The sequence below is a fragment of the Kluyvera sp. CHPC 1.251 genome (assembly GCF_036759945.1).
Taxonomy (GTDB): Bacteria; Pseudomonadota; Gammaproteobacteria; order Enterobacterales; family Enterobacteriaceae; genus Kluyvera; species Kluyvera sichuanensis.
Window position 1 is genome coordinate 155,693 of sequence record NZ_JAPKIC010000002.1, and the last position, 24,293, is coordinate 179,985.

Annotated in this window: 22 protein-coding genes and 1 tRNA gene; 12 read left to right on the forward strand and 11 right to left on the reverse strand. The window is 56.3% G+C overall.

Features of this window, described 5'->3' with window-relative positions; all coding sequences use genetic code 11:
• Positions 1–46: 46 nt before the first annotated feature.
• The gene (locus V6940_RS05165) at positions 47–1,291 is read left to right on the forward strand and encodes a mechanosensitive ion channel family protein (RefSeq protein ID WP_185667055.1); all 1,245 of its coding nucleotides are present in this window, start codon (positions 47–49) and stop codon (positions 1,289–1,291) included.
• Here V6940_RS05165 and V6940_RS05170 read toward each other — a convergent pair whose 3' ends face one another.
• Entirely contained in the window at positions 1,292–2,191 is a 900-nt protein-coding gene (locus V6940_RS05170; RefSeq protein ID WP_333495088.1) for a LysR family transcriptional regulator, read from the reverse strand. It lies immediately after the preceding gene.
• A 133-nt stretch (positions 2,192–2,324) separates the two neighbouring features.
• Here V6940_RS05170 and V6940_RS05175 point away from each other — a divergent pair, with 133 nt between their 5' ends.
• A complete protein-coding gene (locus tag V6940_RS05175; protein WP_333495089.1) occupies positions 2,325–3,131 on the forward strand; it encodes an alpha/beta fold hydrolase in 807 nt (268 codons plus the stop codon).
• Entirely contained in the window at positions 3,128–4,024 is an 897-nt protein-coding gene (locus V6940_RS05180) for a DMT family transporter (RefSeq protein ID WP_333495090.1), read from the forward strand. Before V6940_RS05175 ends, V6940_RS05180 begins: the two co-directional genes overlap by 4 nt.
• Positions 4,025–4,158: 134 nt before the next feature.
• Here V6940_RS05180 and V6940_RS05185 read toward each other — a convergent pair whose 3' ends face one another.
• From V6940_RS05185 to V6940_RS05210, 6 genes are all read right to left on the reverse strand, one after another.
• Entirely contained in the window at positions 4,159–5,139 is a 981-nt protein-coding gene (locus tag V6940_RS05185; protein ID WP_333495091.1) for a LacI family DNA-binding transcriptional regulator, read from the reverse strand.
• Positions 5,140–5,214: 75 nt separating this feature from the next.
• Positions 5,215–6,366 (reverse strand): Gfo/Idh/MocA family protein, encoded by a 1,152-nt coding sequence (locus tag V6940_RS05190; RefSeq protein WP_333495092.1) that lies wholly within the window; start codon positions 6,364–6,366, stop codon positions 5,215–5,217.
• Positions 6,363–7,391, reverse strand: coding sequence for a sugar phosphate isomerase/epimerase family protein (locus V6940_RS05195; protein WP_333495093.1), 1,029 nt, complete (start codon positions 7,389–7,391; stop codon positions 6,363–6,365). Before V6940_RS05195 ends, V6940_RS05190 begins: the two co-directional genes overlap by 4 nt.
• A gap of 20 nt (positions 7,392–7,411) precedes the next feature.
• Complete coding sequence (locus V6940_RS05200; protein WP_333495094.1) at positions 7,412–8,653, reverse strand: MFS transporter; 1,242 nt, start codon at positions 8,651–8,653, stop codon at positions 7,412–7,414.
• A gap of 235 nt (positions 8,654–8,888) precedes the next feature.
• Entirely contained in the window at positions 8,889–10,280 is a 1,392-nt protein-coding gene (gene pheP / locus V6940_RS05205) for a phenylalanine transporter (protein ID WP_333495095.1), read from the reverse strand.
• A 144-nt stretch (positions 10,281–10,424) separates the two neighbouring features.
• Entirely contained in the window at positions 10,425–12,617 is a 2,193-nt protein-coding gene (locus tag V6940_RS05210; protein WP_333495096.1) for a TonB-dependent receptor, read from the reverse strand.
• A 309-nt stretch (positions 12,618–12,926) separates the two neighbouring features.
• Between V6940_RS05210 and V6940_RS05215 the strand changes: the two genes are divergently transcribed.
• Positions 12,927–13,757 (forward strand): DMT family transporter, encoded by an 831-nt coding sequence (locus V6940_RS05215; protein ID WP_333495097.1) that lies wholly within the window; start codon positions 12,927–12,929, stop codon positions 13,755–13,757.
• On the opposite strand, the gene V6940_RS05220 is transcribed toward V6940_RS05215, so the two are convergent.
• Positions 13,754–14,656 carry a LysR family transcriptional regulator gene (locus V6940_RS05220; protein WP_333495098.1) on the reverse strand — a complete coding sequence of 301 codons (903 nt, stop codon included), beginning with the start codon at positions 14,654–14,656 and terminating at the stop codon, positions 13,754–13,756. The two genes, V6940_RS05215 and V6940_RS05220, sit on opposite strands and share 4 nt — an antisense overlap.
• Positions 14,657–14,797: 141 nt before the next feature.
• Between V6940_RS05220 and V6940_RS05225 the strand changes: the two genes are divergently transcribed.
• Positions 14,798–16,108 (forward strand): serine hydrolase domain-containing protein, encoded by a 1,311-nt coding sequence (locus tag V6940_RS05225; protein WP_333495099.1) that lies wholly within the window; start codon positions 14,798–14,800, stop codon positions 16,106–16,108.
• Positions 16,109–16,182: 74 nt separating this feature from the next.
• Here V6940_RS05225 and sbmC read toward each other — a convergent pair whose 3' ends face one another.
• Both sbmC and V6940_RS05235 read right to left on the reverse strand, forming a co-directional pair.
• Positions 16,183–16,653, reverse strand: a complete 471-nt coding sequence (gene sbmC / locus V6940_RS05230; RefSeq protein ID WP_333495100.1) for a DNA gyrase inhibitor SbmC — start codon at positions 16,651–16,653, stop codon at positions 16,183–16,185.
• A gap of 135 nt (positions 16,654–16,788) precedes the next feature.
• Positions 16,789–16,865 (reverse strand) — tRNA-Arg (locus V6940_RS05235).
• Between the two features lie 253 nt (positions 16,866–17,118).
• Between V6940_RS05235 and folD the strand changes: the two genes are divergently transcribed.
• The 6 genes from folD (at position 17,119) to V6940_RS05265 (ending at position 22,173) form a co-directional block, all read left to right on the forward strand.
• Entirely contained in the window at positions 17,119–17,985 is an 867-nt protein-coding gene (gene folD / locus V6940_RS05240; RefSeq protein WP_333495101.1) for a bifunctional methylenetetrahydrofolate dehydrogenase/methenyltetrahydrofolate cyclohydrolase FolD, read from the forward strand.
• Between the two features lies 1 nt (position 17,986).
• A complete protein-coding gene (gene ybcJ / locus V6940_RS05245; RefSeq protein ID WP_185667069.1) occupies positions 17,987–18,199 on the forward strand; it encodes a ribosome-associated protein YbcJ in 213 nt (70 codons plus the stop codon).
• Positions 18,200–18,332: 133 nt separating this feature from the next.
• On the forward strand, positions 18,333–18,854 hold the full coding sequence (locus V6940_RS05250) for a metal-dependent hydrolase (RefSeq protein WP_333495102.1): 522 nt from the start codon (positions 18,333–18,335) through the stop codon (positions 18,852–18,854).
• 272 nt (positions 18,855–19,126) lie between these two features.
• Positions 19,127–19,960, forward strand: coding sequence for a xanthosine phosphorylase (gene xapA, locus V6940_RS05255; protein ID WP_333495103.1), 834 nt, complete (start codon positions 19,127–19,129; stop codon positions 19,958–19,960).
• A gap of 48 nt (positions 19,961–20,008) precedes the next feature.
• The gene (tsgA, locus tag V6940_RS05260; RefSeq protein WP_333495104.1) at positions 20,009–21,214 is read left to right on the forward strand and encodes an MFS transporter TsgA; all 1,206 of its coding nucleotides are present in this window, start codon (positions 20,009–20,011) and stop codon (positions 21,212–21,214) included.
• Between the two features lie 56 nt (positions 21,215–21,270).
• Complete coding sequence (locus V6940_RS05265; RefSeq protein ID WP_333495105.1) at positions 21,271–22,173, forward strand: LysR family transcriptional regulator; 903 nt, start codon at positions 21,271–21,273, stop codon at positions 22,171–22,173.
• Positions 22,174–22,227: 54 nt separating this feature from the next.
• On the opposite strand, the gene cysS is transcribed toward V6940_RS05265, so the two are convergent.
• A complete protein-coding gene (gene cysS, locus V6940_RS05270) occupies positions 22,228–23,613 on the reverse strand; it encodes a cysteine--tRNA ligase (RefSeq protein ID WP_333495106.1) in 1,386 nt (461 codons plus the stop codon).
• Between the two features lie 185 nt (positions 23,614–23,798).
• Here cysS and ppiB point away from each other — a divergent pair, with 185 nt between their 5' ends.
• Positions 23,799–24,293, forward strand: a complete 495-nt coding sequence (gene ppiB, locus V6940_RS05275; RefSeq protein ID WP_035891791.1) for a peptidylprolyl isomerase B — start codon at positions 23,799–23,801, stop codon at positions 24,291–24,293.

Sequence of the window (24,293 nt, forward strand, 5' to 3'; positions counted from 1 at the left end):
ATAGCCAGCCTGGTCATTATTAAAGGCTGGCTATATAGGAGACGTTATGCAGGAACTCATTTCCCAGATAGAAGAGATGGGCATTGAAATAAACCATACCAATTCGCTGGTGATCATCTTTGGTATTATTTTTCTCACTGCCATCATTGTTCATCTGATTTTACATCGACTGGTGCTGCGCACCTTCGAAAAACGGGCGCAAGCCAGCAGCCATTTATGGCTGCAAATCATCACGCAGAATAAGCTGTTCCACCGACTGGCGTTTACGTTACAGGGGATCATTGTTAACGTGCAGGCCGTGCTGTGGCTGCAAAAAGGCAGTGAAGCGGCGGAAATATTAACCACGGTGGCGCAGCTGTGGGTAATGCTATATGCCCTGCTGTCGTTCTTCTCGCTGCTGGACGTTATTTTTAATCTGTCGCAGAAGCTCTCCTTCTCTTCTCAGTTACCGCTTAAAGGCATATTCCAGGGCGTAAAACTGGTGAGCGCGATTCTGATTGGCATCCTGATGATCTCCCTACTGCTGGGGCAGTCACCGGCGATTCTGATAAGCGGTCTGGGGGCCATGGCGGCGGTGCTGATGCTGGTCTTTAAAGACCCGATCCTCGGTCTGGTGGCCGGTATTCAGCTGTCGGCGAACGATATGCTGAAGCTCGGTGACTGGCTGGAGATGCCGAAATACGGCGCCGATGGTGCGGTCACCGATATTGGCTTAACCACGGTCAAAGTGCGTAACTGGGATAACACTATTACCACTATTCCCACCTGGTCGCTGGTCTCCGATTCGTTTAAAAACTGGAGCGGTATGTCGGCTTCCGGCGGGCGTCGAATTAAGCGCAGCCTGAACATTGATACCACCAGCGTCCATTTCCTCGATGAGCAAGAGCAGCAGCGCTTAATTCAGGCGCGGCTGTTAAAACCGTATATGGACTCTCGTTATCAGGAAATTAGCCTGTGGAATCAGGAATACGGCAGCGATGATTCGGTGCTTAACCTGCGTAAAATGACCAATATCGGCACCTTCCGCGCCTATCTCAACGAATATCTTCGTAACCATCCGAAAATCCGCAAGGATATGACGCTGATGGTGCGCCAGCTGGCACCGGATAATAACGGCCTGCCAATTGAGATATATGCGTTTACCAACACCGTTATCTGGGCGGAATATGAAAGTATTCAGGCTGATATCTTCGACCATATTTTTGCTGTGGTCGAAGAGTTTGGTCTGCGGATACACCAGTCGCCAACCGGTAATGATATTCGCGCCCTTGCGGGTGCTATCGGGCAGTAATCACCCCATCTCAGGCGTCTGAATCAGGGCGATAAACTTGTCAGCCAGCGGATTTTTCCGGCTGGCTGACCAGGCCACCGCCGTGGTGATCACCTCAATCGTCTGGTCGAGCGGCACCGTCACCACGTTGGCTGGTGACAGACGCTCCAGCGAGTCCGGCACCAGCGCAATGCCCTGTCCGCAGCCGACAAAAGCAATCTGCGAAGAGACCGAACGAACGTGGTGGATAATTCGCGGCGAGAAACCTTCGCTGCGACAGGCAGCGGTAATGCTGTCGAAATAGACCGGGCTCAGGTGACGAGAAAACATCACCCACTCTTCCTGCATCAAATCACGCAGCGCAATCCGAGGCTCGGCTGCCAGCCGATGCTGACGAGGCAACGCCACCACCAGTTCAGCGCTGGACAGCGGCAACAACGTAATCCCCTCTCCCATCTCCCCGGTGAGACGCGCAAAAGCCAGATCGATCTCGCCGTTTTGCAGCGCCAGCACCGCTTCGGCGCTGTCGATCTCCTTAATGGAAATCACAATATCGGGGTAGCGTGCTTTCATCTTATCAATCAGCGGTGGCAGCACGTCGAGCATCGCGGTGCTGATAGCGCCAATCGTCAGCATGCCGGTATGCCCGGCCACCGCTTCGTTCACCGCCAGCTCCAGCCGTTCAACCTGCTCGGCAAAGCGTTTGACCGCCGGCAGAATGGCCAGCCCGACGGGGGTGAGCTGCACGTTACGCTTTGAACGGTCAAACAGCTGCACTTTCAGCGACTGCTCCAGCACCTGAATCTGCTGGGTTAAGGGCGGTTGGGTCATGCCGAGCCGCTTCGCCGCGCGGCCAAAATGTTTCTCCTCCGCCACGGCGAGAAACAGCCACATATGGCGAATAATGCGAAAATTGATCATCTCTGCATGGCTCCCTTCAATGCTTGTGCCAAACGATATTAAAAATATATCAGAGCATTACTTTAATACGATTTTACATATCAGAGAATCACGGCGACGATAGCCATCCCACGAATGAATAAGAAGAGTAACTATGCCCCACGAATTTCACCGCGAGCGCCTTTCGCTAACGGTACAAGCGACGCCGATGCAGGTGGCCGCCGTTCATCGCACCGGTAATCGTGAACCGATTGTATTTCTCCACGGTTTCGGTTCAACCAAAGAAGACTACGCCGATATCGTGCGGCACGCCGCCTTCGACGGACGACCGTTTCTCGCCTACGACGCCCCCGGCTGCGGGGAAACGGTATGCTCAAACCTGCAGAAAATTTCGATTCCATTTTTAGTCGAGACGGCGCTCGCGCTGATTGATCGGTTGGGCTTCCAGCGCTTTCACCTCGTCGGCCACTCAATGGGCGGGTTGACCGCGCTGATGCTGGCGCACGCCCACCCCGAGCGGGTGCTGAGCTTTGTGGATATCGAGGGCAATATCGCCCCGGAAGATTGCTTCCTGAGCCGTCAGGCGATTGATTATCCGGATGGCGATGATGAACAGTTCTTCGACGATTTTATCGCCCGTACTCATCAGTCACCAGCGTGGGCCAGCGCGCTGTATGCCGCCAGCCTCAAGCATAAAGTGCGGGCCGCTGCGGTCAGGCCCATTTTTACCTCAATGGTGGACTATTCCGACCACGGCGACCTGATGGCGAAGTTTTTAAACCTGCCCTGCCCGAAAATGTTTATGTACGGTGAGCAGAACAGCACGCTGAGCTATCTGGCGGGTATCGAACAGCGCGGCGTCACGCTGGCTGAGATTCCCCACTGCGGGCACTTCCCGATGTATTCCAACCCGGTACTGATGTGGCAAAAAATCAGCGAGCTACAGGAACAGGTACGGTGAAGCTGCATCTCACCTCCCGGGTTGCCGGGTTTTCGCTGGCAATACTCGCGGCGTTTGGCTTTTCGTTTAAGGCGATATTCGTCAAGCTGGCCTACGAAGTTGCACCGGTCGACCCGGTGACGTTGCTGATGCTGCGCATGTCGATGTCGCTGCCGCTGATTGCCCTCACCGCACTGCCGGTGCTGCGTAAAATACCCACGCTACATCGCAAAGATTACGCCCTGCTGGCGGTGCTCGGGGTGGCGGGCTATTACGCTTCGGCAATGCTCGATTTTATGGGCCTGCAGTATATTACCGCCGGGCTGGAGCGGTTGATTCTCTTTACCTACCCGATGCTGACCATCTTGATTGGCGTCTTTTTTCTCGGCAAAACCTTTGAGAAAAAGCTGCTGCTGGCAATGCTGCTCTCTTACGGCGGCATTCTGATTGCCTTTGTGCACGACCTCGGACTCACCGCCGATAGCCATTCGGTACTGATTGGCGGTTCACTGGTGTTTGGCTGTGCTATCACCTACGCCATTTACAATGCTGGGGCGGAGGTGGCCATCGGGCGCATGGGGGCGATCCCGTTTTCAATGCTGGCACTGCTGGTGTCGATTGCGGCAACTCAGGTGCACTTTTTTGCCACCCGCCCCGTTGCCGCACTCAATCTGCCGTGGCAGGTGTATGCCTACAGCGCAGGTATGGCGGTGTTTTCCACGGTGATGCCGATATTCTGGCTATCGTCGGCTATTCACCGTATCGGCGCAGCGAAGGCAGTATTGATTGGGTTAATTGGGCCGATTCTGACCATTCTGTTTAGCTGGTGGCTGCTGGACGAGCCGCTGTCAGTGGAGCAGTTGCTGGGGACGGGGCTGGTGGTGTGCGGACTGTTGGTGGTTATCAGGCGGTAGGGTCAGCATTGCCGGATGGCGGCGTAAACGCCTTATCCGGCCTACAGGAGACGTATTATAGGCCGGATGAACGAAGCATCATCCAGCAGCCGTTGTAGGCCGGATAAGCGCAGCGCCATCCGGCAATACTAATATCATGCGCTGGCGCGGGGAATAAAGCGCCACTCCAGCATCACCCGCTCTGGGGCAACGTCCGGGTTGTCGATTTTGTTAAGCAGCAGCGTGACCGCTTTAGCGCCAATCTCTCTTGATGGCTGCTGCACGGTGGTAAGCTGCGGCGAGACCATTTCCGCCAGCTCCGTGCCGTCGAAACCCACCACGGCGATATCTTCCGGTACGCGCAGCCCGGCTTGTTCAATAGCGCGAATAGCCCCTGCCGCCAGTGAATCCGAGATGGCAAACACCGCATCCGGGCGCGGGTTCATCGCCAGCAGGTTTTTCATCGCCGCCTTGCCCGCCGCCGCGCTGAGATCGTCGGCATATTCTACCGCCGCGAAATCGAGCCCCTGTTGTTGCAGCACGTCCTGATAGCCCTGCTCGCGCAGGCGGGCGTATTTGTAGCTTAAATCATGGTTAATCAGGGCAATACGTTGATGACCCTGCGCCGCCAGATAGCCTACCGCATGCTGGGCCGCATCAACATCGTTAATACCAACGCAGGAAACGTCCCCCGCATCGGCATATTCGGCACACTGCACCCACGGTGCGTCGCCAATCACCGTGGTCAGTTCCGGCAAGCGCGCAAACGCATCCATGGTGATAATGCCGTCCACCATCTTGCCGGTCAGCAGACGCAGGCCAGACTTCGAACGTTCGATATCAGAGCCGGAGTTGCAGAGCAAAATGCGATAGCCGTTTTTCTCCGCTTCCTCTTCAATACCCTTCACCACTTCCGCACAGAACGGGTTGGCGATGTTTGACACCATCACCAGGATCATCGAGCTACGCGCCGTGCGCAGCTGGCGCGCCAGCAGGTTCGGTTGATAGTTACTCTCTTTGATAGCCTGAAGCACCCGCTCGCGGTTCTTCGCTTTCACCGTTTCGCTGTTGTTCAACACCCGCGATACGGTGGCGACCGACACGCCCGCCAGCTGGGCGATTTTCTGAATTGACATGCTATGCCGTTCCCTGCAATTAACGCTTTGCGTGCAGGCTACCATAAAAACGGGCCCGGCGTACCGGGCGCACGGTTATTGTTCGACGCTGATCCAGCGCCGCTGCTGATGGCTTTTCACAATTGCATCAATAAGATACATGACGTTCGCTCCCTCGCTAAATGAGGCAAAGCGACGTTCACGTTCCTGCGGCATCCCCCCTGCACGCACCGCCTGATAGAAATTGAGCATCATGTTTTTAAACGCGTCCGGCCAACCTTCGTTATGCCCACCGGGGAAGTGCGCCTGCCCGGCGACGTCGCGGTTCAACAGGCTGGGGTCATCGCTCAGCATCTGGTTGGGCTGGCTACGATGACCAATCCACAGCTGCTGCGGCGTTTCCTGATCCCAGGCCAGTGAACAGGCGCTGGCGTTGATATCAAAGTGGAGACGGTTTTTGCGCCCCGCGCTCACCTGCGAGACGCTAAAGCAGCCTTTGCTACCATCGTCAAAGCGGAACAGCACTGAACCGGCATCTTCGGTGTTTACCGGCACGTCCTGGTACCCGGAGGAATCAGGCTGATCGCTGAAGGTTGCCTGCAACCCGAGGCTGGCTTTGCGCGTCGGCCAGACGATCGCGAGGTCGGCCATCACCTCGACGATACGCCGTCCGGTGACAAACTGCACCGTATCGCACCAGTGCGAGCCAATATCGGCCACCGCCCGGGAAACGCCGCCCTGCTGCGCATCCACGCGCCAGTTGAAGTCGTTTTCCAGCAGCATCCAGTCCTGATGATAGCCACCGTAGGCGGAGAAGAGCCGCCCGGCGCTGCCGTCGCGCATCATGCTCGCCGCCTGCTGCACCATTGCAAACTGGCGATAGACAAAGCTCACGCCGTGCACCACGCCCGCCTCTTCAGCCATCTTAACCAGTTCGCGCGCCTCATCTGAGGTCATACATAACGGCTTTTCAGAGAATACATGCTTCCCCGCCAGCAGGATCTGCCGGTTCACCTCGGCATGCAAAAAGTTCGGAGTGCAGTTATGCACCACCTGCAGCCCAGGGTGCGCCAGCAGCGCGTCAACGTCGCTGTAAGCGTGTGGAATATTAAGCTGTCGCGCCTTCTCCTGCGCTAGTGCAAGCGAGGCGTCGCATAGCGCCACCACCTCAACAAACCCCAGGCGGCGCAGCGCTTCAATATGCGCCGGGCCAATAAAACCCGAGCCAACAATGCCTACCTGAATCATCCGCGTACCTCGCTGCCTGCGGCAAAGTCATCAAAGGCCCGTGCGGATACGGGAATGATATGCCGTTTGATAAATTCGCTGCCTTCACGCGCCCCAGTCTGCGCATCTTTCAGGCAGCACTCCCACTCCATCACCGCCCAGCCGTCAAAATCGTACTGGCTGAGTTTGCTGAAAATCTTTTTAAAATCGATATCGCCGTCGCCGAGCGAGCGAAAACGCCCGGCACGCTCCAGCCAGTTCTGATAACCACCGTAGACGCCGCTGCGCCCGTTGCGCTCGAACTCCGCGTCCTTGACGTGGAACGCCCGAATGCGCGAATGGTAGATATCGAGATACGCCAGGTAGTCGATATTCTGTAGGTGCAAATGGCTCGGGTCGTAGAGCATGTGACAGCGCGGGTGGTTATCCACCTTCGCCAGGAAGCGCTCGAAGGTCACGCCGTCGTGCAGGTCTTCACCGGGGTGAATTTCGTAGCACAGATCGACACCGTGCTCGTCAAAGCAGTCCAGGATAGGCCACCAGCGGCTAGCCAGTTCGTTAAACGCTTCATCCAGCAGCCGCGCGTTATGCGGCGGCCACGGGTAGAAGTAAGGCCACGCCAGCGCCCCGGAGAAAGTGGCATGCGCCTTCAATCCCAGACGCGCCGACGCTCGCGCCGCATTTTTCACGCGCTCAACCGCCCACTGCTGACGCGCCACCGGGTTGCCGCGTAGCGTCGCTGGGGCAAAAGCGTCAAACGCGCTGTCGTAGGCCGAATTCACGGCTACCAGTTGGCCTTCCAGGTGCGTAGAGAGTTCGCTAATGACCAGCCCACGTTCAGCAAGCCTTCCGGCGATGTCGTCACAGTAAGTCTGGCTGGTCGCCGCCTGCTGCAGATCGAAAATCCCCGGGTGGTTGCACGGCAGCTGTAGCGCCTTAAACCCCAGCCCTGCGGCCCATTCAGCTAGCCCATCGAGCGTATTAAACGGCGGCTCTGCGCCAATAAACTGCGCCAGAAAAATGCCCGGTCCCTTGATGGTTTTCATATCCCCTCCTTTTAAAAAAATTACGCCGGCGCTTTCTCGTCATATTTGAACGAGATAAGGAAAATCAGTGCAATAACCACCGCGGCCACCGCCGGGATCCACCAGAAGTTCACCCAGGCTGCCGGAATGGTTTGCCCGGCAACCAGATGATTGTAGAGCGAGCCGGAAATCTGCGAACCCAGCAGCATGCCGATGCCGTAGGTGAACATCACCACCATACTCTGCGCCTGCCCTTTCACCTTTTCGCCCGCCACGCGGTCGGTGTAGATAAAGCCCACCACGAAGAAGAAGTCATAGCAGACACCGTGCAGCAGGATGCCGAGGTACAGCAGGAAGCGCGTCTCTTCATTGATGCCCAGCGCAAAGAACATATAGCGAACAAACCAGGCCAGCATGCCGATGAGCAGCATGTACTTCACGCCCAGGCGGCGAAACAGCAGCGGAATAATCAGCATGAAGAAGATTTCCGACATCTGGCCGAAGGACATGGCGGTACTGACATCCGCGACGCCCGCGTCCGCCAGGAACGAGGCGGTGTAGGCGTAGTAGGTGCCGAGCGGTACGGAAATCAGCGTGGCGCAGACGGCAAACACCAGGAAATGACGGGTTTTCAGTAACGCAAAAGCATCGGCGCAGAACAGGTCGCGCAGCTTGAGCGGCTGCCCTTTCGCCGGAGCCGGCGTATGTGGCAGCGTCAGGCTATAGACCGCCAGCACCACCGAGCACAGCGCCGCCAGCGTGAAGATGCCGGTGGTGTCGGAGATGCCGGTCACGCCGATAAAGATCCCAGCGACAATCCAGCCGATAGTGCCGAACACGCGCACCACCGGGAAGGTTTTGTCGATATTGCTCAGGCTATGGAACGCGATGTTGTTGGTCAGCGCCAGCGTTGGCATGTAGCACAGCGTGTAGCCGAACAGCAGCGCAATCAGCAGCGCGCCGTTTTCCGCCACCAGCGCCTGCGGCACAAACCACAGAATCGCCGCACCGAGCAGGTGCATCACTGCCATTACCTTTTGCGACGGGAAGAAGCGGTCAACCAGCATCCCGAGGACGAACGGCGACAGGATCGAAGCAATCGGCCCCGCCGAGAAGGCATCGCCAATCAGCAGCGACATGTTGTACTGGGTCATCACCAGGCCAAGCGTCACCGACCAGCTTCCCCAGATAAAAAACTGCATAAACATCATTAACGACAGGCGCGGGACTAACAGCCGGTGCTGTACGCCGATTTGTTCACGACTTTCCGTTGTAGACACCATGTTTTCACCCTTAAAAGTAATCGATTACAAAACTAACTCAGAAGAAAAGTAATCGATTACAAAAAGAAGATCCCGTTTGCCGTTGTCAATTTGGGAGAAGAGTCACGATTAAAAAACAGGCAACTTTCAGAAGGGAATCGCTGGGGGAGATGAACACGACGAAAATGGGCGGTGCATTCCGGGGTCGCATGCGCTCGCCCGGGCTACGTGAGATAAGCAGCCCGGGCGGGAAAACTTACGCTTTGCGGCGCAAGGTTTTGAAGGCGACGAACAGGAATAGCACCCACACCGGCAGCAGAATCGCCGACAGACGCATGCCGTCCATGGTGCACATCAGCACGAGGATCATCAGCAGGAAGGCGATACACACGTAGTTGCTGGCCGGCGCCCACAGCGCTTTGAACTTCGCTTCGCGGCCTTTACGGCGCATGGCGGCGCGGAACTTGAGGTGTGCCATGCAGATCATAATCCAGTTCAGCAGCAGCGTCGCCACCACCAGCGCCATCAGCAGGCCAAAGGCTTTTTGCGGCAGCAGATAGTTGACCAGCACCACCAGCGAAGTGATAGCACCAGAAAGCAGCAGTGAATTCACCGGCACGCCGCGTTTGCTGACTTTCGTCAGGAAGCGTGGCGCATTTCCCTGCACGGAAAGACCAAACAGCATGCGGCTATTGGAGTAAACGCCGCTGTTATAGACCGACAGCGAAGCCACCAGAATGACGAAGTTCAGCGCCGATGCCACAACGTTACTGTCCAGATTGTGGAAGATCATCACAAACGGGCTGCTGTCAGACTGAATGCCCTGCCATGGGTAGAGCGCCAGTAGCACAATCAGCGAGCCGATATAGAACAGCAGAATACGGTACACCACCTGGTTCACCGCTTTCGGGATCGTGGTCTCCGGGCTGCGCGCTTCCGCCGCCGTAATACCGATAAGCTCCAATCCACCGAAGGAGAACATGATCACCGCCAGCGACAGAATCAGCCCTTTCCAGCCGGTTGCGAGGAAGCCGCCGTCGCGCCAGAGGTTATCAATGCTGGCGTGCTCACCGCCGTTGCCGGTCGTCAGCATCCAGATACCGAAGCCAATCATGCCGATAATCGCCAGCACTTTAATCAGCGCAAACCAGAACTCGGTTTCACCATACAGGCGCACGTTGACCAGGTTCACGGCGTTAATCAGCACAAAGAAGCCTGCCGCCCAGATCCAGGTTGGGACATGCGGCAGCCAATATTGCATATAGATCCCGGCGGCGGTCAGTTCGGCCATACCCACCAGCACGAACATTACCCAGTAGTTCCAGCCGGAAAGAAATCCGGCGAACGGCCCCCAGTATTTATAAGCAAAATGGGCAAATGACCCTGATACTGGCTCTTCCACTACCATCTCGCCAAGCTGGCGCATGATCAGAAAAGCGATAACGCCGGCGATGGCGTAACCCAGCACGACCGCTGGGCCTGCCATTTGGATGGCTGGGCCAATGCCGAGGAACAGGCCGGTGCCGATAGCGCCCCCGAGGGCGATTAATTGAATATGGCGGTTTTGTAATCCGCGGTGAAGCGTCGGGCTATTATCCGACGATGCATCCGATTGATTCTGGCTGGATGCTGATGACGCGTTTTTCACGTCTATCCCCTTAGCATTTTTATGAAGGGGCACCTTTTAACACTTAGCGCCGCTTGCCGCAAGGCCATCAGCACCGGCTCCCCAGATGTAAAAAGCCCCGAAAAGCACGCGCTTTCGGGGCAATAACCCTATTTTAGCAATGACTTAGAAGTCGTAGCTAACCGAGACTTTTAAGGTGCGCGGTTCGCCCTGGAAGATATAGACGCCGGTGTCATCCGCGCCAGACCAGTAGTTCTGGTTGGTCACGTTGGTTACACCCACGCGCCACACCAGATCGTTCTGCTCCTGATTCAGGTGCATGCGGTAACGCATTCCCAGATCCAGCGTCGTGTAACTATCGAGCTTTTTGGTGTTGGCGGTATCAGCATACTGAGAGCCGGTGTGGTTCACACGCGCGGTGGCCGTCAGCCCATCAATCGGTTTGATGTCGTATTCTGCCCCCAGCACCGCGTAGAAGCGGGAGACACCAATTGCATCGTTCCCATCATTAGTGCCGCCTGCGGTTTTGGTCAATTCAGGATCAATCCACAGCGTACTGCCGGTCAGGCGCAGGCCGAGCACTGGCTCACCAAAGACGTTCAGCTCCACACCGCGGTTACGCTGCTCGCCGTCCATTCGGTAGTACTTATCGCTATCCAGCACGCCAGAAGGCTTGGTTATCTGGAACAACGACAGCGAGCCCCCAACGCGCTGGTAGTCAATTTTTATGCCCACTTCGTCCTGCTTAGAGTGGGCAATACCGATGCTTTGACCGTAGTTTTTCGCCGTTATCGGCGCATTGTTTGCTGGCTGCAGCGCTTCGGTATGGTTGGCGTACAGCGAGAGCGTCTCCCACGGTTTGTACACCAGGCCAAACGTCGGCATCCAGCGGCTTTCGGTAAAGCTTGAAGTGGTGGTTTCAAGACCGGTCTGATTATCATAGTTACGGATCACCACCTTCTGGTGACGCGCGGCGGCGGTAAACAGCAGGCTATCGTCGAAGAAGCCCAGCGTATCGCTAAGCAGCCAGCCCTGGGTACGGTTGCGCGCGGTGGTCAGCGGATCGTCATAGTGGCCGCCTTTTGGATTCGGCTTGTAATCCGGCATGTCCACGTCATGACTGTTGTAGATATTGATAGTCGGGTTTTTGGTGCTGTCTGACATACGCCAGGCCGTCGCATCGCGACGTATCTGTGCTGAGTAGCCCACATTCACTTTATGAGAGACTACGCCAGTATTGAAGCTACCGCGGATGCCGCCCATGCCGCTAAAGCTGTCGATAATGCGGTTGGTATCCAGACGACCGACGGTGGCAGTACCGTCGACGTTAGTTAACTTCGGCGCAGCGTAGGTGCCGATTTCATGCGCGTGCTGCGCGCCCAGCCCGGCGTAGGTCGTCCAGTTGTCGGTCAGGTCATACTCGGTTTTCACCATCCCGAATTCGTTTTCGATGTCGCTATAGCCCCACTTCTGCGCGTAGCTTTTGGTGGCGTCCGGTACCGCTGGAATTTGCGCAATATTGGCTACGCCAACGCCCATCTCACCGCCGTGGAAGGTCTTTTTCTGATAGCCAAAATCCAGCGAGGAGCGCAGGCGGTCACCGCGATAGTCAAGGCCCAGCGACGCCAGGGTGGTACGGCGGTTGTCGTTGTCTATGCGCCCTTCCCCTTCACGGTGCAGCACGTTCACGCGCGCGCCATACTGGTTGTCGTCACCAAAACGACGCCCAACATCCAGCGAGCCGCCCACCTGAGAGTCGGAGGTGTAATCCACGCCGACGCGCGTGGTTGGAATGTCTTCAGCCCGCTTCGGCTCAAGGTTAATCATCCCGCCGACGCCAGAACTTGCCGCGCCGTTCACCAGCGCGTTCGCCCCTTTGAACACTTCGATGCGCTCCAGCATCTGGGTGTCCATCACCTGACGCGGCACCACGCCGGAGAGGCCGCCCATGGTCATATCATCACCATCGAGCTTAAAACCACGAATACGGTAGGTTTCCGCAAAGTTACCGTAGCCCTGTACCGCCTGCACACCCGCGTCGTTTTTGACCACGTCAGCAATGGTTTTAGCCTGTTGATCCTGTACCAGCTTCGAGGTGTAGCCGATGACGTTGAACGGTACATCCATCGCCTTCTGCTCACCGAGCATCCCCAGGCGCCCACCGTGGGCAATTTGTCCATCGAGGTAAGCCGGCACCAGTTCTTCGCCACCGGCTTTGAAATCGCTGCCATCAACGCCCTGAACCACCATCGTTTCAGGCTGGTTTTTACCGGTTGTGGCATTTTCAGAGGTTGCGGCATAGGCCGCAGGCAGCACGGTGCTTATCGCCAGTGCCAGCACGGAGAGTTTTGTTTTCATGAGAGCATCCCTTGGTATCGAATAAAAAATTCATTGCCGGTCCCAACGGGTTTCTCGCTTCTCACGCCCCAGAATCACCCTGTGAAATGCTCTCACCGATTACTGAGCCAGCCGGATAACAACAATGAATAAAAATGAGATCGAGAACTATACTCATTATCAAAATGTGATCAAGTATCAATCAGTAGTAGAGACGGGGAATAACCACAAAAAATTCATGCTGTTGTTCGCGGTCCAGCGCACAAAACAATATGCCGCCGCCGTGTGGCTTCATGCATAATTATTCCATCGCCCTCAGAGGACTTCTCCGTGCTGCTCAAAATTATCCTGGCTATGGTCGCCTTTGCCGCCAACTCACTACTTTGCAGGCTGGCGCTGAAGGGGCTGCATATGGATGCAGTATCGTTTAGCAGCGTGCGCCTGCTAAGCGGGGCGATAGCGCTTTTTCTGCTGCTACAGTTACCGGGTCTACGCCGCAAGCCTGAGTTCAACTGGGTTAATGCCGCACTGCTGGCGACTTACGTGTTTGCCTTCTCTCTGGCCTATCTGTCGTTAACCACCGCCGCCGGGGCGCTGCTGTTGTTCGGCACCGTACAGTGCGTAATGACAGGATGGGGGCTGATGCGCGGCGAGCGCCTGACCGCGCTGAAAAGTCTCGGAATGCTGGGGGCGATGGGTGGGTTGGCGCTGTTGCTGCTGCCCGGTGCGGGACATCCTTCCGGCAGCGCGTTGCTGTTGATGATCCTGTCCGGCGCGGCGTGGGCCGTATACTGCATTACCGGCAAGAGGGTACAAAATGCAGCCGCGGCCACCACCGGGAATTTCATTCTGGCGGTTCCGATGGCACTGGCGGTGCTGCTGCTCAGTGGTTTTCACATCCGTGCGGATGCTGTAGGGCTGATGCTGGCAGTGCTCTCCGGGGCACTGATGTCCGGCGGGGCCTATCTGCTCTGGTATTCGCTATTACCTCAGCTCAGCCCCACCACCGCCAGTACGCTGCAGCTCAGCGTCCCCTGCCTTGCCGCACTGGGCGGACTGGTCTTTATGGGCGAAGCCATTGATATGCGTATGCTGCTGGCGATTATTATCACTCTTTCCGGCATTGGTCTGGTGATTGTGGCGGACAAACGGCGGGTTTAAGCCGCGCGCGTACTCCTCTCCCGCCACAACGCAGACAGGCGGGTGAGCGTGTCATCAATCAACAGCCGCTTTTCGCTACCCGGTCGCCAGATGGTCACCATGGTCTGGCTAATACCTTCGTTACCCACCACCGTGGGAATCGCCGAAACATGTTTCCAGCGTGCCGCCTCAAAATGGGTCGGTAAAAATCCCCATCCGCACCCTGCCTCCATCAGGCTGCGCAGCATTTCAAGCTCGTTGGCCACAATGATATTGCCGGAGATTTGCAGCCGCCGTGCCATAGGAACGTCGCTCGCAGAGTGCATCACCACCTGCGGCGTCAAAGAGAGATCAAGCAGTGAACATGGGCGCGCGACATCGACAAACAGCGACTCTGCGGCGTAAAAATCCATGTCGATGGCGCCGAGCGCGCGCCACTCCATATCGCTGCCGACGCTGTGGTTGTTGGCCTGAAAGAAGCCCAGATCGGCCTGCCCGCTCGCCAGCGCTTTTTCACCTTCAGCGCGTGAAGTGCATCTCAGGCTCAGGCGGATCCCCCGCGTCGCCATCTGGGTAATTAATGCCTGCAAAAAACGGCGTGGCGTAAAGGGATCGTAGACGATGCCCAACTCCTGAACCTCCGTTGACGGCACCTGACGGGCAAACTGTTCGAACGCTCTGGCCTGACGCATCAGCAGGTGCGCCTGGCGATGAAGCTGTTCACCTTCTGCCGTCAGCTGCAGCGATCGCCCCTGGCGGACAAACAGTGGGTAGCCAAGGCCATCTTCCAGCAGATCGATAAGATCGCGAAGCGTAGTGCGATCTTTCTCCAGCTTCATCGCGGCCTTCATCAGGCTGCCGTGCTCTGCGACGGCGGTGAAGGCTTCAAGCTGAGAAAATGAGTAAGACAGTGACGGCACGCTGGCTCCTTTTACAGTACATGTGGGGGTTTTTCCCCCATTACGCGTTTTTTATTATAGTGCGGCGATTTTTATACTGCACCCATCCCGTCACCCCGCCGGGATAACGTGTCTATGGGTATAACTAAAATCGAGAACGCTATGAATAATAAACATAAATCCTTACCTGCAAAGTACTGTCTGCTGGCAAGTCTGGTGGCTGGATCACTTCTGTCCTCTCCTGCCATGGCCGCCTGTGAAGGCACAGAACTCACCGCCTGCCCGGCCCCTTTTGATACCACCCTGCCCGATACCAAAACCATGCTGACCTGGGATCAGGCCGAGCGCGTTATCGGTTTTCGTAACGACTACCGCAATTATCAGGGCGATGTTTTCCATCATGGAAAATCCGTGCCGTTAATGGCGGCAGAAAAACCGCTGACGCAGGCGAGCTATGAGGTCAACGGCAAACAGTGGACGCTCCAGGACTACCTTAAACGCCAGAACGTCAGCGGCATGCTGGTGCTGAAAGACGGTAAAATTGCCTGGAAATACCTGGGCGAAGGCAACACCGACACCACGCTCTGGACCTCCCGGTCAGTAGGGAAATCGGTGGTATCTACGCTGGTGGGCGTAGCGTTAAAAGAGGGAAAAATCCACTCGATGGACGATCTGGTCACCCGGTATGAACCCGACCTGAAGGGCACCGCCTGGGACGGTGTGACGCTGAAACAGCTGATCCAGCACACCTCCGGCGTCGCATGGAATGAAGATTACGCGAATCCGCAGTCTGATTTCGCCAAACTCACACAGTGTGAAGCGCACACGGGGACCTACGACTGCGTCCGCACGCTGGTCTCAGGCCTGAAACGCGCCCACCCGGCGGGGGAAGTCTGGTCTTACTCCTCCGGCGGCGCCTGGTTACTGGGCGATGTGCTGGAACGCGCAACGGGCATGACGCTTGCCGCCTACCTTGAGCAAAACATCTGGCAGCCGTACGGAATGGCGAGCGATGGCGTGTGGCACGCCTACAGCAAAAATCAGCATGATGTTGGCGCACATGGATTTAACGCCACGCTGGAAGACTGGGGGCGGTTCGGCGAATTCGTGCTGAACAACGGCCGTCTGCCGAACGGTAAGCAGATTCTGCCGGAAAACTGGGTTGCCCAGTCGGCCGACTGGAATAAGGCGAAAAATTCTGTCTCCGTGGCGCATCCGCAGGGGCTTTATGGCTATCAGTGGTGGAATAACGAAGTGCCAGCCAATGCTAAAAATGTGGTGCCAGCGCCGCAGGATTCGCTGAAAGGATCCATGTGGGCGCTGGGGATCTATGGCCAGATGATCATGGTCAACCGCGCGGAAAATCTGGTTATCGTCCAGTGGTCAACCTGGCCACAGGCGGAACCGTCGTTCAGCGCCCAGCCGCTGGAAGCCTCATTGATGTTCAGCGCGATTGCAAAAGCATTGCGTTAATCATCCGCGATACAGGGCGTTAGCCCAGCAGATGACCACGCCAGAGCCGTACTTTACGCTCTGGCGTTTTCAGGTCAGGCCTTCGGCTCTACCGCGATAAACATTTCGATATCCCAGTAGCCCTCTTCCGCCCCGTTATTGTGGTAAATCTCAAAGCAGGGCTTTGGTGCCCATTGATGGGTTTCGTCCTTCATGACGCTATCAAAGAACTGATACCAGGGCGTGGCGAAGTCGTGGTTGATAACGCGAGCCTGCGCGACGGCATACAGCCCGCCCGCCACTTCCGCCAGCATCACCCCTTCGCTGTTGGCAGGGATGACGAAATCATCGGCCACCGACACTACGGTATCGCAGCGCAGCTTCTCAGCAGGCACTTCATCCGGGTTGTCATAATAGACGGCAAGCCACTCCTGAGCAGGAATTTGCTGGCCGTCGACCCACATCATCAGCTGTTCAAAACCCTGTTTGACCGTCTGTTCCCATGGGCCAACCATATGAAAACCGGCAATTTTACGTTGCTTAACCTGCTTAATCTCGTAGTCCATACTGCCTCCGTTAACATACTGTAATTTCATACAGTATAATTGACGTATTTTGGTTTCGACAAACGAACAGTGAACATTATGTGAGCAGATTCGCACTCTTGCCAGGGGAAGAATGTAGGGGGAATTTCAGGAAAATGGTGCGCCCTGCAGGATTCGAACCTGCGGCCCACGACTTAGAAGGTCGTTGCTCTATCCAACTGAGCTAAGGGCGCACTGGGGAAGTCAAAACTTCATGGTGGGGTGAAACGCGTGGAATTATACGGTCACTGGCAGGTGAGTCAATCCATTTCCTTGCGAAACCTGCGCGTGATGAGGCAGTGAACAAAGAGCAGCCAACTATCGTTCAACTCTTCAACAAAATCACTTTCCGCGGAAAACTCGCAAACGATACCTGACAGCGAGGCTCGCATCTGACAAAATATGTCCATCCCCCCTTCGTTAATGACAGATGGAAAATTTTCCCTGATGGCAGCAAAGATTATTGACGGTAAAACGATTGCGCAGCAGGTACGCTCTGAGGTTGCGGAAAAAGTGAAGGCCCGAGTAGCGGCCGGAAAACGTGCCCCTGGGCTTGCCGTTGTCCTGGTGGGCAGCAACCCTGCATCGCAAATTTATGTCGGCAGCAAGCGCAAAGCCTGCGAAGAGGTGGGTTTCGTCTCCCGCTCCTACGATCTGCCGGAAACCACATCAGAAGCCGAACTGCTGACGCTGATTGATACCCTGAACGCCGACAGCACCATCGACGGTATTCTGGTGCAACTGCCGCTGCCTGCGGGCATCGATAACGTCAAAGTGCTGGAGCGTATCGATCCAGACAAAGACGTGGACGGCTTCCACCCTTACAACGTTGGCCGCCTGTGCCAGCGCGCACCGCGCCTGCGTCCGTGCACCCCGCGCGGTATCGTAACGCTGCTGGAGCGCTACAACATCGATACCTACGGCCTGAATGCCGTGGTGATTGGCGCATCCAACATCGTTGGTCGCCCGATGAGCATGGAGCTGCTGCTGGCCGGCTGCACCACCACCGTGACCCACCGCTTCACCAGGAACCTGCGCCACCACGTTGAGAACGCAGACCTGCTGATCGTCGCGGTCGGCAAGCCTGGCTTTATTCCGGGCGAGTGGATTAAAGAAGGTGCCATCGTCATTGATGTCGGGATTAATCGCCTCGAAAACGGTAAAGTAGTCGGCGATGTGGTGTTTGAAGATGCCGCCGCGCGCGCGTCTTACATCACCCCGGTACCGGGCGGCGTCGGTCCAATGACCGTCGCAACCCTGATTGAAAACACCTTACAGGCGTGTGAAGAGTATCACGACGTGGAGAAGGCATAAGATGGCAACATTTTCTTTGGGTAAGCATCCGCATGTGGAACTCTGTGACTTACTGAAGCTGGAAGGCTGGAGCGAAAGCGGCGCGCAGGCGAAAATCGCCATCGCCGACGGTCTGGTTAACGTTGACGGTGCGGTGGAAACCCGCAAGCGCTGCAAAATTGTGGCCGGTCAAACCGTAAGCTTTGAAGGTCAGAGCGTCACCGTGACGGCGTAAGCCTCACTGTAGCCCGGCTGAGCACTGCGACGCCGGGTCTCATTCCCGCCCCCGTTTTTCAGAATTACACCCTACTGCATAAATCCGCTTCAGCAACGATACTCTGTAATCCCCACGCTAAAACGGACTACAGATGCCAACGATTATTACCCACGCCGCCGTCCCGCTGTGCCTTGGTTTAGGACTCGGAACCCGCGTTATTCCACCCCGTTTATTGTTGACCGGCATTGTGCTAGCGATGCTGCCCGACGCCGATGTGCTGGCCTTCAAGTTCGGCATTGCCTACGGCAATATTTTCGGCCATCGCGGCTTCACCCATTCGCTGCTGTTTGCCTTCGTGGTGCCCCTGCTCTGCGTCATAGTGGGTCGACGATGGTTTGGCGCTGGCTTAATGCGCTGTTGGCTGTTTTTAACCGTTTCGCTGTTGTCCCATAGCCTGCTGGATTCGATGACCACCGGGGGCAAAGGCGTGGGTTGGCTGTGGCCGTGGTCGGATGAACGATTTTTCGCGCCGTGGCAGGTGATTAAGGTCGCGCCGTTTGCGCTCTCTCGCTACAGCACGCCGTACGGGCATCAGGTGATTATTTCTGAACTGCTGTGGGTGTGGTTGCCGGGGGTGGTGGTGATGGGATGGTTATGGTGGCGGCGTCGGTAAACAAAATGCCGTAAGTAGCCCGGCCGAGCGCAGCGACGCCGGGAACGGTGCCCCAGTCAAAGTGAAGCCCATCACAAATCATCACGCCCAACCCTCGCTTTTCAGGTCGCTCAAACATTCGTCTAATTTGTAATGCATTGAATAATAAAATCTTAAAATCACAGACCTCGCAATCAATTCGATAATCATATCAATATCGTCATTTATCAAATTGGATTGGCAATCAACCGCCCCACAGAATAGGGAAAAACATCCCTGATTCTGGAGTCCCAATGTCACCGTCAATTCTCAACAATGCCCCTTACGAAGCCGTCGAAGTACTCCGCGCGGTCAAACCCGGTTTCACCCCTCGTATCGCGCTCATCCTCGGCTCTGGTCTCGGCGCACTAGCCGATCGGATGGACAATAAAACCACGCTCTCCTATGAGGAACTCCCCGGCTTTCCGGTGAGTACCGTCATCGGCCATGCCGGGGAAATCGTCATGGGGTCATTACACGGTGTGCCGCTGATTTGCATGAAGGGCCGCGGTCATTTCTATGAAGGGTTAGGCATGGGCATCATGACCCAGGCGGTGCGCACCTTTAAGCTGTTCGGCTGCGAGTTTATGTTCTGCACCAACGCGGCGGGTTCTCTCAATACGGATATCCCGGCCGGAAGCCTTGTTGCGCTGAATGACCATATCAACACCATGCCATCAACGCCGATGGTTGGCCCGAACGACGACCGATTCGGCCCGCGTTTCTTCAGCCTGGCCAATGCCTACGATAAAGACCTGCGCGCCCAACTGCATCACACGGCTCAGGGGCTGGACATTGCGCTGCACGAAGGCGTTTTCGTCTCTTATCCAGGGCCTAACTTCGAAACCGCCGCGGAGATTCGCATGATGCAGCGCATGGGCGGCGACGTGGTGGGGATGTCGGTGGTGCCGGAAGTGATTGCCGCACGTCATTGTGGGCTGAAGGTGCTGGCGGTTTCCGCCATCACTAATATGGCGGAAGGGTTGAGTGATGTGGAGCTGTCGCATGAGCAAACGCTGAAGTGCGCGGCGATGGTCACCGACGACTTTATCCGTCTGATTGGCCAGTTCATTAAACAATACGCTTAATCCCTGATTCGTCGGCGGGCACGCTGCTGCCCGCCTGGAGATACGTCTATGTCTGACATGTCCTGGTCTCGCCCTAATTTAAACGCCGTCTCATACCTCAGCTACTATTTCGTCGGCGCGCTGGTCTCTACGCTCGGTATCGTTCTCGGCCCACTGTGCGCAGCTTTCCATAAAGACCCGAGTTTTATCGGCCAGGTCTTTACGCTGATGAATATCGGCATGTTTATCCCCATCATGCTGGGCGGCATTCTGATGCGAAAATGGGGGCTACAAAAGCCGCTGGTTATCGCCGCTGCGCTCACCATTCTTATCAGCGCTATCCTGTTCGTCTCGCCAACGCTCACGCTGTTCAGCTTCGCCGTTGCCGGTATCGGCGCCTGCGGCGGCATTTTCATGACCATCGGCAGCTATCTGGTGGTGCGTATTAATCCGGATGAAAAAAGTCGCTCCTCAAGCCTGATTTTTACCGACTTCTTCTTTAGTCTGGCAGGCGCAACCCTCTCTTTCCTGCTGGCCTGGCTGTTCCGTATGGGCGCAAGTTGGGTAGCGATGTACGGCATTATGGGCGGCCTGGGCGCGCTGATGCTGGCACTGACCATCCGCTGCCGTTTCCCCTCCACAGAAGCTCCTGTTGCAGAGCAGCACAGCAGTAGCGCTGCACGTGAACCCTGGGGCCCATCAATTTATCTGATTTGCTTCGCATTATTCGCCTTCCTGCTGGCAGAACCCATCTTCACCATGTGGACGCCGGGTTACCTGCAGTTCCGCTTCCATATCCAGCCACAGGACGCCGCGCTGTACACCACGGTCTACTGGGTGGCGAAAGCTATCGGCCTGTTCCTCAACCAGTTCACCGTGAAGTGGATGAAGCTACGCACTTTCCTTCTGGGCTGCACGGTCATTGGTCTTATCGCCATTGCGCTGATTGCTAACAGCAGCAACACCACGCTTATTCTGGTGGCCTGCGGCGTCTTTGGTTTCTTCAACTCAGGTCTGTTCTCCGGGCTGATGAGCTACGGCTCGCTGCAGGTTAGCCAGAGCTCGCCAACGCTTATCTCCGCGCTGCTGACCTGCGGCACGGTGGGCACGCTGCTGTTCGCCAGCGTCTCTTCGCTGGTCAACGGTCATTACGGTCTGCACGGTGCCCTGAACACCGCCACGATTTCCTACGCGGTTCTGCTGCTGGTATTGGTCGTCGCTATCGTATGTAGCCGCGCAGAACGTCTGCACACCGCTGCACCGGCGGCTGTTTGACAAGAAAAAAGGAGGGGGGCATGATGGCCTTCCCTCCCTTTTTTCCCGAACGGACCATGACTGACGCCCTGGCCAATAACCGTATCAATATCCGTGCGCTACGCTACTTTCAGACGCTTGCCGAAGAGCTGCATTTTGGCCGCGCAGCAGAGAGGTTGAATATCTCCCAACCACCGCTGAGCACGCAGATTAAAGAGCTGGAAGAGACGCTGGAAACGAAGCTGTTTGAACGTACCAGCCGGAAAGTGGTGCTGACCCGCGCGGGCCAGGTATTAAAAACCGAGGTTGACCGTATTCTTAGCGCCACCGAGCAGTCGCTGAATTACGTCCGGCAGATTGGCCGCAGTGAGCATCAGCACATCAGCATCGGGGTGGTGGGCAGCGCGCTCTGGGGGACGTTGCTTACAAGGCTGAAGGCGTTTAAGGCAAGCCACCCGGACGTTGACTGGAGCCTGCGCGAGCTCTCTCAGCATCAGCAAATTGCCGAACTTCGGGCCCGCACGATTGATATCGCCATTAACCGCAACGTACTGCCCTACGCTGAAACCAATATTCGTAATCAGCTTATCGCGCCAGAATCGGTGTCGCTGGCCGTGCCGGAAAACGATCCGCTTTGTCAGCTAGCCGCGGTGCCCCTGACAGCGTTAGCAACCAAACCCTTGATTTCCCTTGCCTTCCATCAAAGTGATTTCGCCCGCCAGCTGCACGACCGCTGCGTAGAGGCCGGGTTTTACCCTTTAATTACCCATCAGGTGAACGAGCCGCAAACGGCGCTGGCGCTGGTGAGCGCGGGAATGGGGCTGTCTCTGCTACCGGAAACCTGCGGGCTGATTCATTGGCCTGGCGTGCGTTTTCTGCCGCTGGAAGAAACGGTACCGGCGGATCTTTATGCGCTGTGGTATGACGAACCGCTGTCGGAACTGATGACGGCGTTTGTGGCGGGATTGCAGGGACGTTGATGCGGGGGAAACACCCGGAGTCGGCGCGGTTTGCGCCTCGTCCGGGTGACTGAGTTACTTACGGCGCCAGGTGGTACCTTGCGGGCCATCTTCCAGCACGATGCCCATCTCGTTGAGACGGTCACGCGCGGCGTCGGCTGCCGCCCAGTCTTTGGCTTTACGCGCGTCCAGACGCTGCTGGATTAACGCTTCAATTTCAGCCACTTCACCGTCGTCGGCCTGCGCACCGCTTTGCAGGAACGCTTCAGGCTCCTGTTCCAGCAGGCCCAGCACCGCAGAGAGCTTACGCATATGCGACGCCAGCGCGTTGGCGGCATGCATATCTTCGCTCTTCAGACGGTTCACTTCGCGCGCCATATCAAACAGCGCGGAGTAGGCTTCCGGGGTGTTGAAGTCGTCGTCCATCGCTTCAATAAAGCGCGCTTCGAACGCTTCGCCGCCCGCTGGCGCGACGGATTTGTCGGTACCACGCAGCGCGGTGTACAGACGCTCCAGCGCGGAACGCGCCTGCTTGAGGTTCTCTTCGCTGTAGTTCAGCTGACTACGATAGTGGCCAGACATCAGGAAGTAGCGCACGGTTTCGGCATCGTAGTACTTCAGCACGTCGCGCACGGTAAAGAAGTTGCCCAGCGATTTAGACATCTTCTCGCGGTCAACCATCACCATGCCGGAGTGCATCCAGTAGTTCACGTACTCACCGTCGTGTGCGCAGGTAGACTGCGCGATTTCGTTTTCATGGTGCGGGAACATCAGGTCAGAACCGCCGCCGTGAATATCGAAATGGTTGCCCAGCTGTTTGCAGTTCATCGCCGAACATTCAATATGCCAGCCTGGACGACCTTCGCCCCACGGGGATGACCAGCTTGGCTCGCCCGCTTTAGACATTTTCCACAGCACGAAGTCCATTGGGTCGCGCTTCACGTCAACCACGTCAACGCGAGCACCGGCCTGCAGCTGGTCCAGATCCTGACGCGACAGCTTGCCGTAGTTCGGATCGGTTGGCACCGAGAACATCACGTCGCCGTTGTCTGCCACATAGGCGTGACCTTTGGCAATCAGCTGCTCGGTGATTTCGATGATCTCGTGGATATGGTGCGTTGCGCGCGGTTCGTTGTCCGGGCGCAGAATATTCAGCGCATCGAAGTCTTTGTGCATTTCGACGATCATGCGGTCGACCAGCGCGACAAAGCTTTCGCCGTTTTCGTTAGCGCGCTTGATGATTTTGTCATCGATATCGGTGATGTTGCGCACGTACTTCAGCTTGTAGCCGAGGAAGCGCAGGTAGCGTGCAACCACGTCAAAGGAGACGAAGGTACGGCCGTGGCCGATATGACAGAGATCGTAAACGGTGATACCACACACGTACATGCCAACTTCTCCGGCATGAATGGGCTTAAATTCCTCTTTCTGGCGAGTCATTGTATTGAAGATTTTTAGCATCGAGAATTCCATGTTTACGTGTGTGAACCGGGCTTTCGCCTTAAACGGTATATTCTACCCATAATTCAACCCGGAAGCAGCACACAATGCAAGATGATCGCGCCGCCCGGTTATGCTATAACAGATGCCTATGTGCGGCCCACAGGCGGGCTGAAGCACCACTCTAAACGGAACAGGATGCAGAAATGGTTACTTTCCACACTAATCACGGCGACATCGTCATCAAAACCTTCGACGACAAAGCGCCGGAAACAGTTAAAAACTTCCTGGACTACTGCCGCGAAGGTTTCTACAACAACACGATCTTCCACCGTGTTATCAACGGTTTCATGATCCAGGGCGGCGGTTTTGAGCCAGGCATGAATCAGAAAACCACCAAAGAAGCTATCAAGAACGAAGCGAACAACGGCCTGAAAAACACCCGTGGTACGCTGGCAATGGCGCGTACTCAGGCTCCACACTCCGCTACCGCTCAGTTCTTCATCAACGTAGCAGACAACGACTTCCTGAACTTCTCTGGCGAAAGCCTGCAGGGTTGGGGCTACTGTGTCTTCGCCGAAGTGGTTGAAGGTATGGACGTGGTCGACAAAATCAAAGCGGTTTCTACCGGTCGCAGCGGTATGCATCAGGACGTTCCTAAAGAAGACGTTATCATCGAAAGCGTAACCGTCAGCGAGTAA

Bases quoted from the DNA above. Each gene is read 5' to 3' on its own strand.
- V6940_RS05165 (WP_185667055.1), top strand. From the start codon at position 47: ATGCAGGAACTCATTTCCCAGATAGAAGAGATGGGCATTGAAATAAAC.
- V6940_RS05170 (WP_333495088.1), bottom strand. From the start codon at position 2,191: ATGATCAATTTTCGCATTATTCGCCATATGTGGCTGTTTCTCGCCGTG.
- V6940_RS05175 (WP_333495089.1), top strand. From the start codon at position 2,325: ATGCCCCACGAATTTCACCGCGAGCGCCTTTCGCTAACGGTACAAGCG.
- V6940_RS05185 (WP_333495091.1), bottom strand. From the start codon at position 5,139: ATGTCAATTCAGAAAATCGCCCAGCTGGCGGGCGTGTCGGTCGCCACC.
- V6940_RS05190 (WP_333495092.1), bottom strand. From the start codon at position 6,366: ATGATTCAGGTAGGCATTGTTGGCTCGGGTTTTATTGGCCCGGCGCAT.
- V6940_RS05195 (WP_333495093.1), bottom strand. From the start codon at position 7,391: ATGAAAACCATCAAGGGACCGGGCATTTTTCTGGCGCAGTTTATTGGC.
- V6940_RS05200 (WP_333495094.1), bottom strand. From the start codon at position 8,653: ATGGTGTCTACAACGGAAAGTCGTGAACAAATCGGCGTACAGCACCGG.
- V6940_RS05210 (WP_333495096.1), bottom strand. From the start codon at position 12,617: ATGAAAACAAAACTCTCCGTGCTGGCACTGGCGATAAGCACCGTGCTG.
- V6940_RS05225 (WP_333495099.1), top strand. From the start codon at position 14,798: ATGAATAATAAACATAAATCCTTACCTGCAAAGTACTGTCTGCTGGCA.
- sbmC (WP_333495100.1), bottom strand. From the start codon at position 16,653: ATGGACTACGAGATTAAGCAGGTTAAGCAACGTAAAATTGCCGGTTTT.
- folD (WP_333495101.1), top strand. From the start codon at position 17,119: ATGGCAGCAAAGATTATTGACGGTAAAACGATTGCGCAGCAGGTACGC.
- ybcJ (WP_185667069.1), top strand. From the start codon at position 17,987: ATGGCAACATTTTCTTTGGGTAAGCATCCGCATGTGGAACTCTGTGAC.
- V6940_RS05250 (WP_333495102.1), top strand. From the start codon at position 18,333: ATGCCAACGATTATTACCCACGCCGCCGTCCCGCTGTGCCTTGGTTTA.
- xapA (WP_333495103.1), top strand. From the start codon at position 19,127: ATGTCACCGTCAATTCTCAACAATGCCCCTTACGAAGCCGTCGAAGTA.
- tsgA (WP_333495104.1), top strand. From the start codon at position 20,009: ATGTCTGACATGTCCTGGTCTCGCCCTAATTTAAACGCCGTCTCATAC.
- V6940_RS05265 (WP_333495105.1), top strand. From the start codon at position 21,271: ATGACTGACGCCCTGGCCAATAACCGTATCAATATCCGTGCGCTACGC.
- cysS (WP_333495106.1), bottom strand. From the start codon at position 23,613: ATGCTAAAAATCTTCAATACAATGACTCGCCAGAAAGAGGAATTTAAG.
- ppiB (WP_035891791.1), top strand. From the start codon at position 23,799: ATGGTTACTTTCCACACTAATCACGGCGACATCGTCATCAAAACCTTC.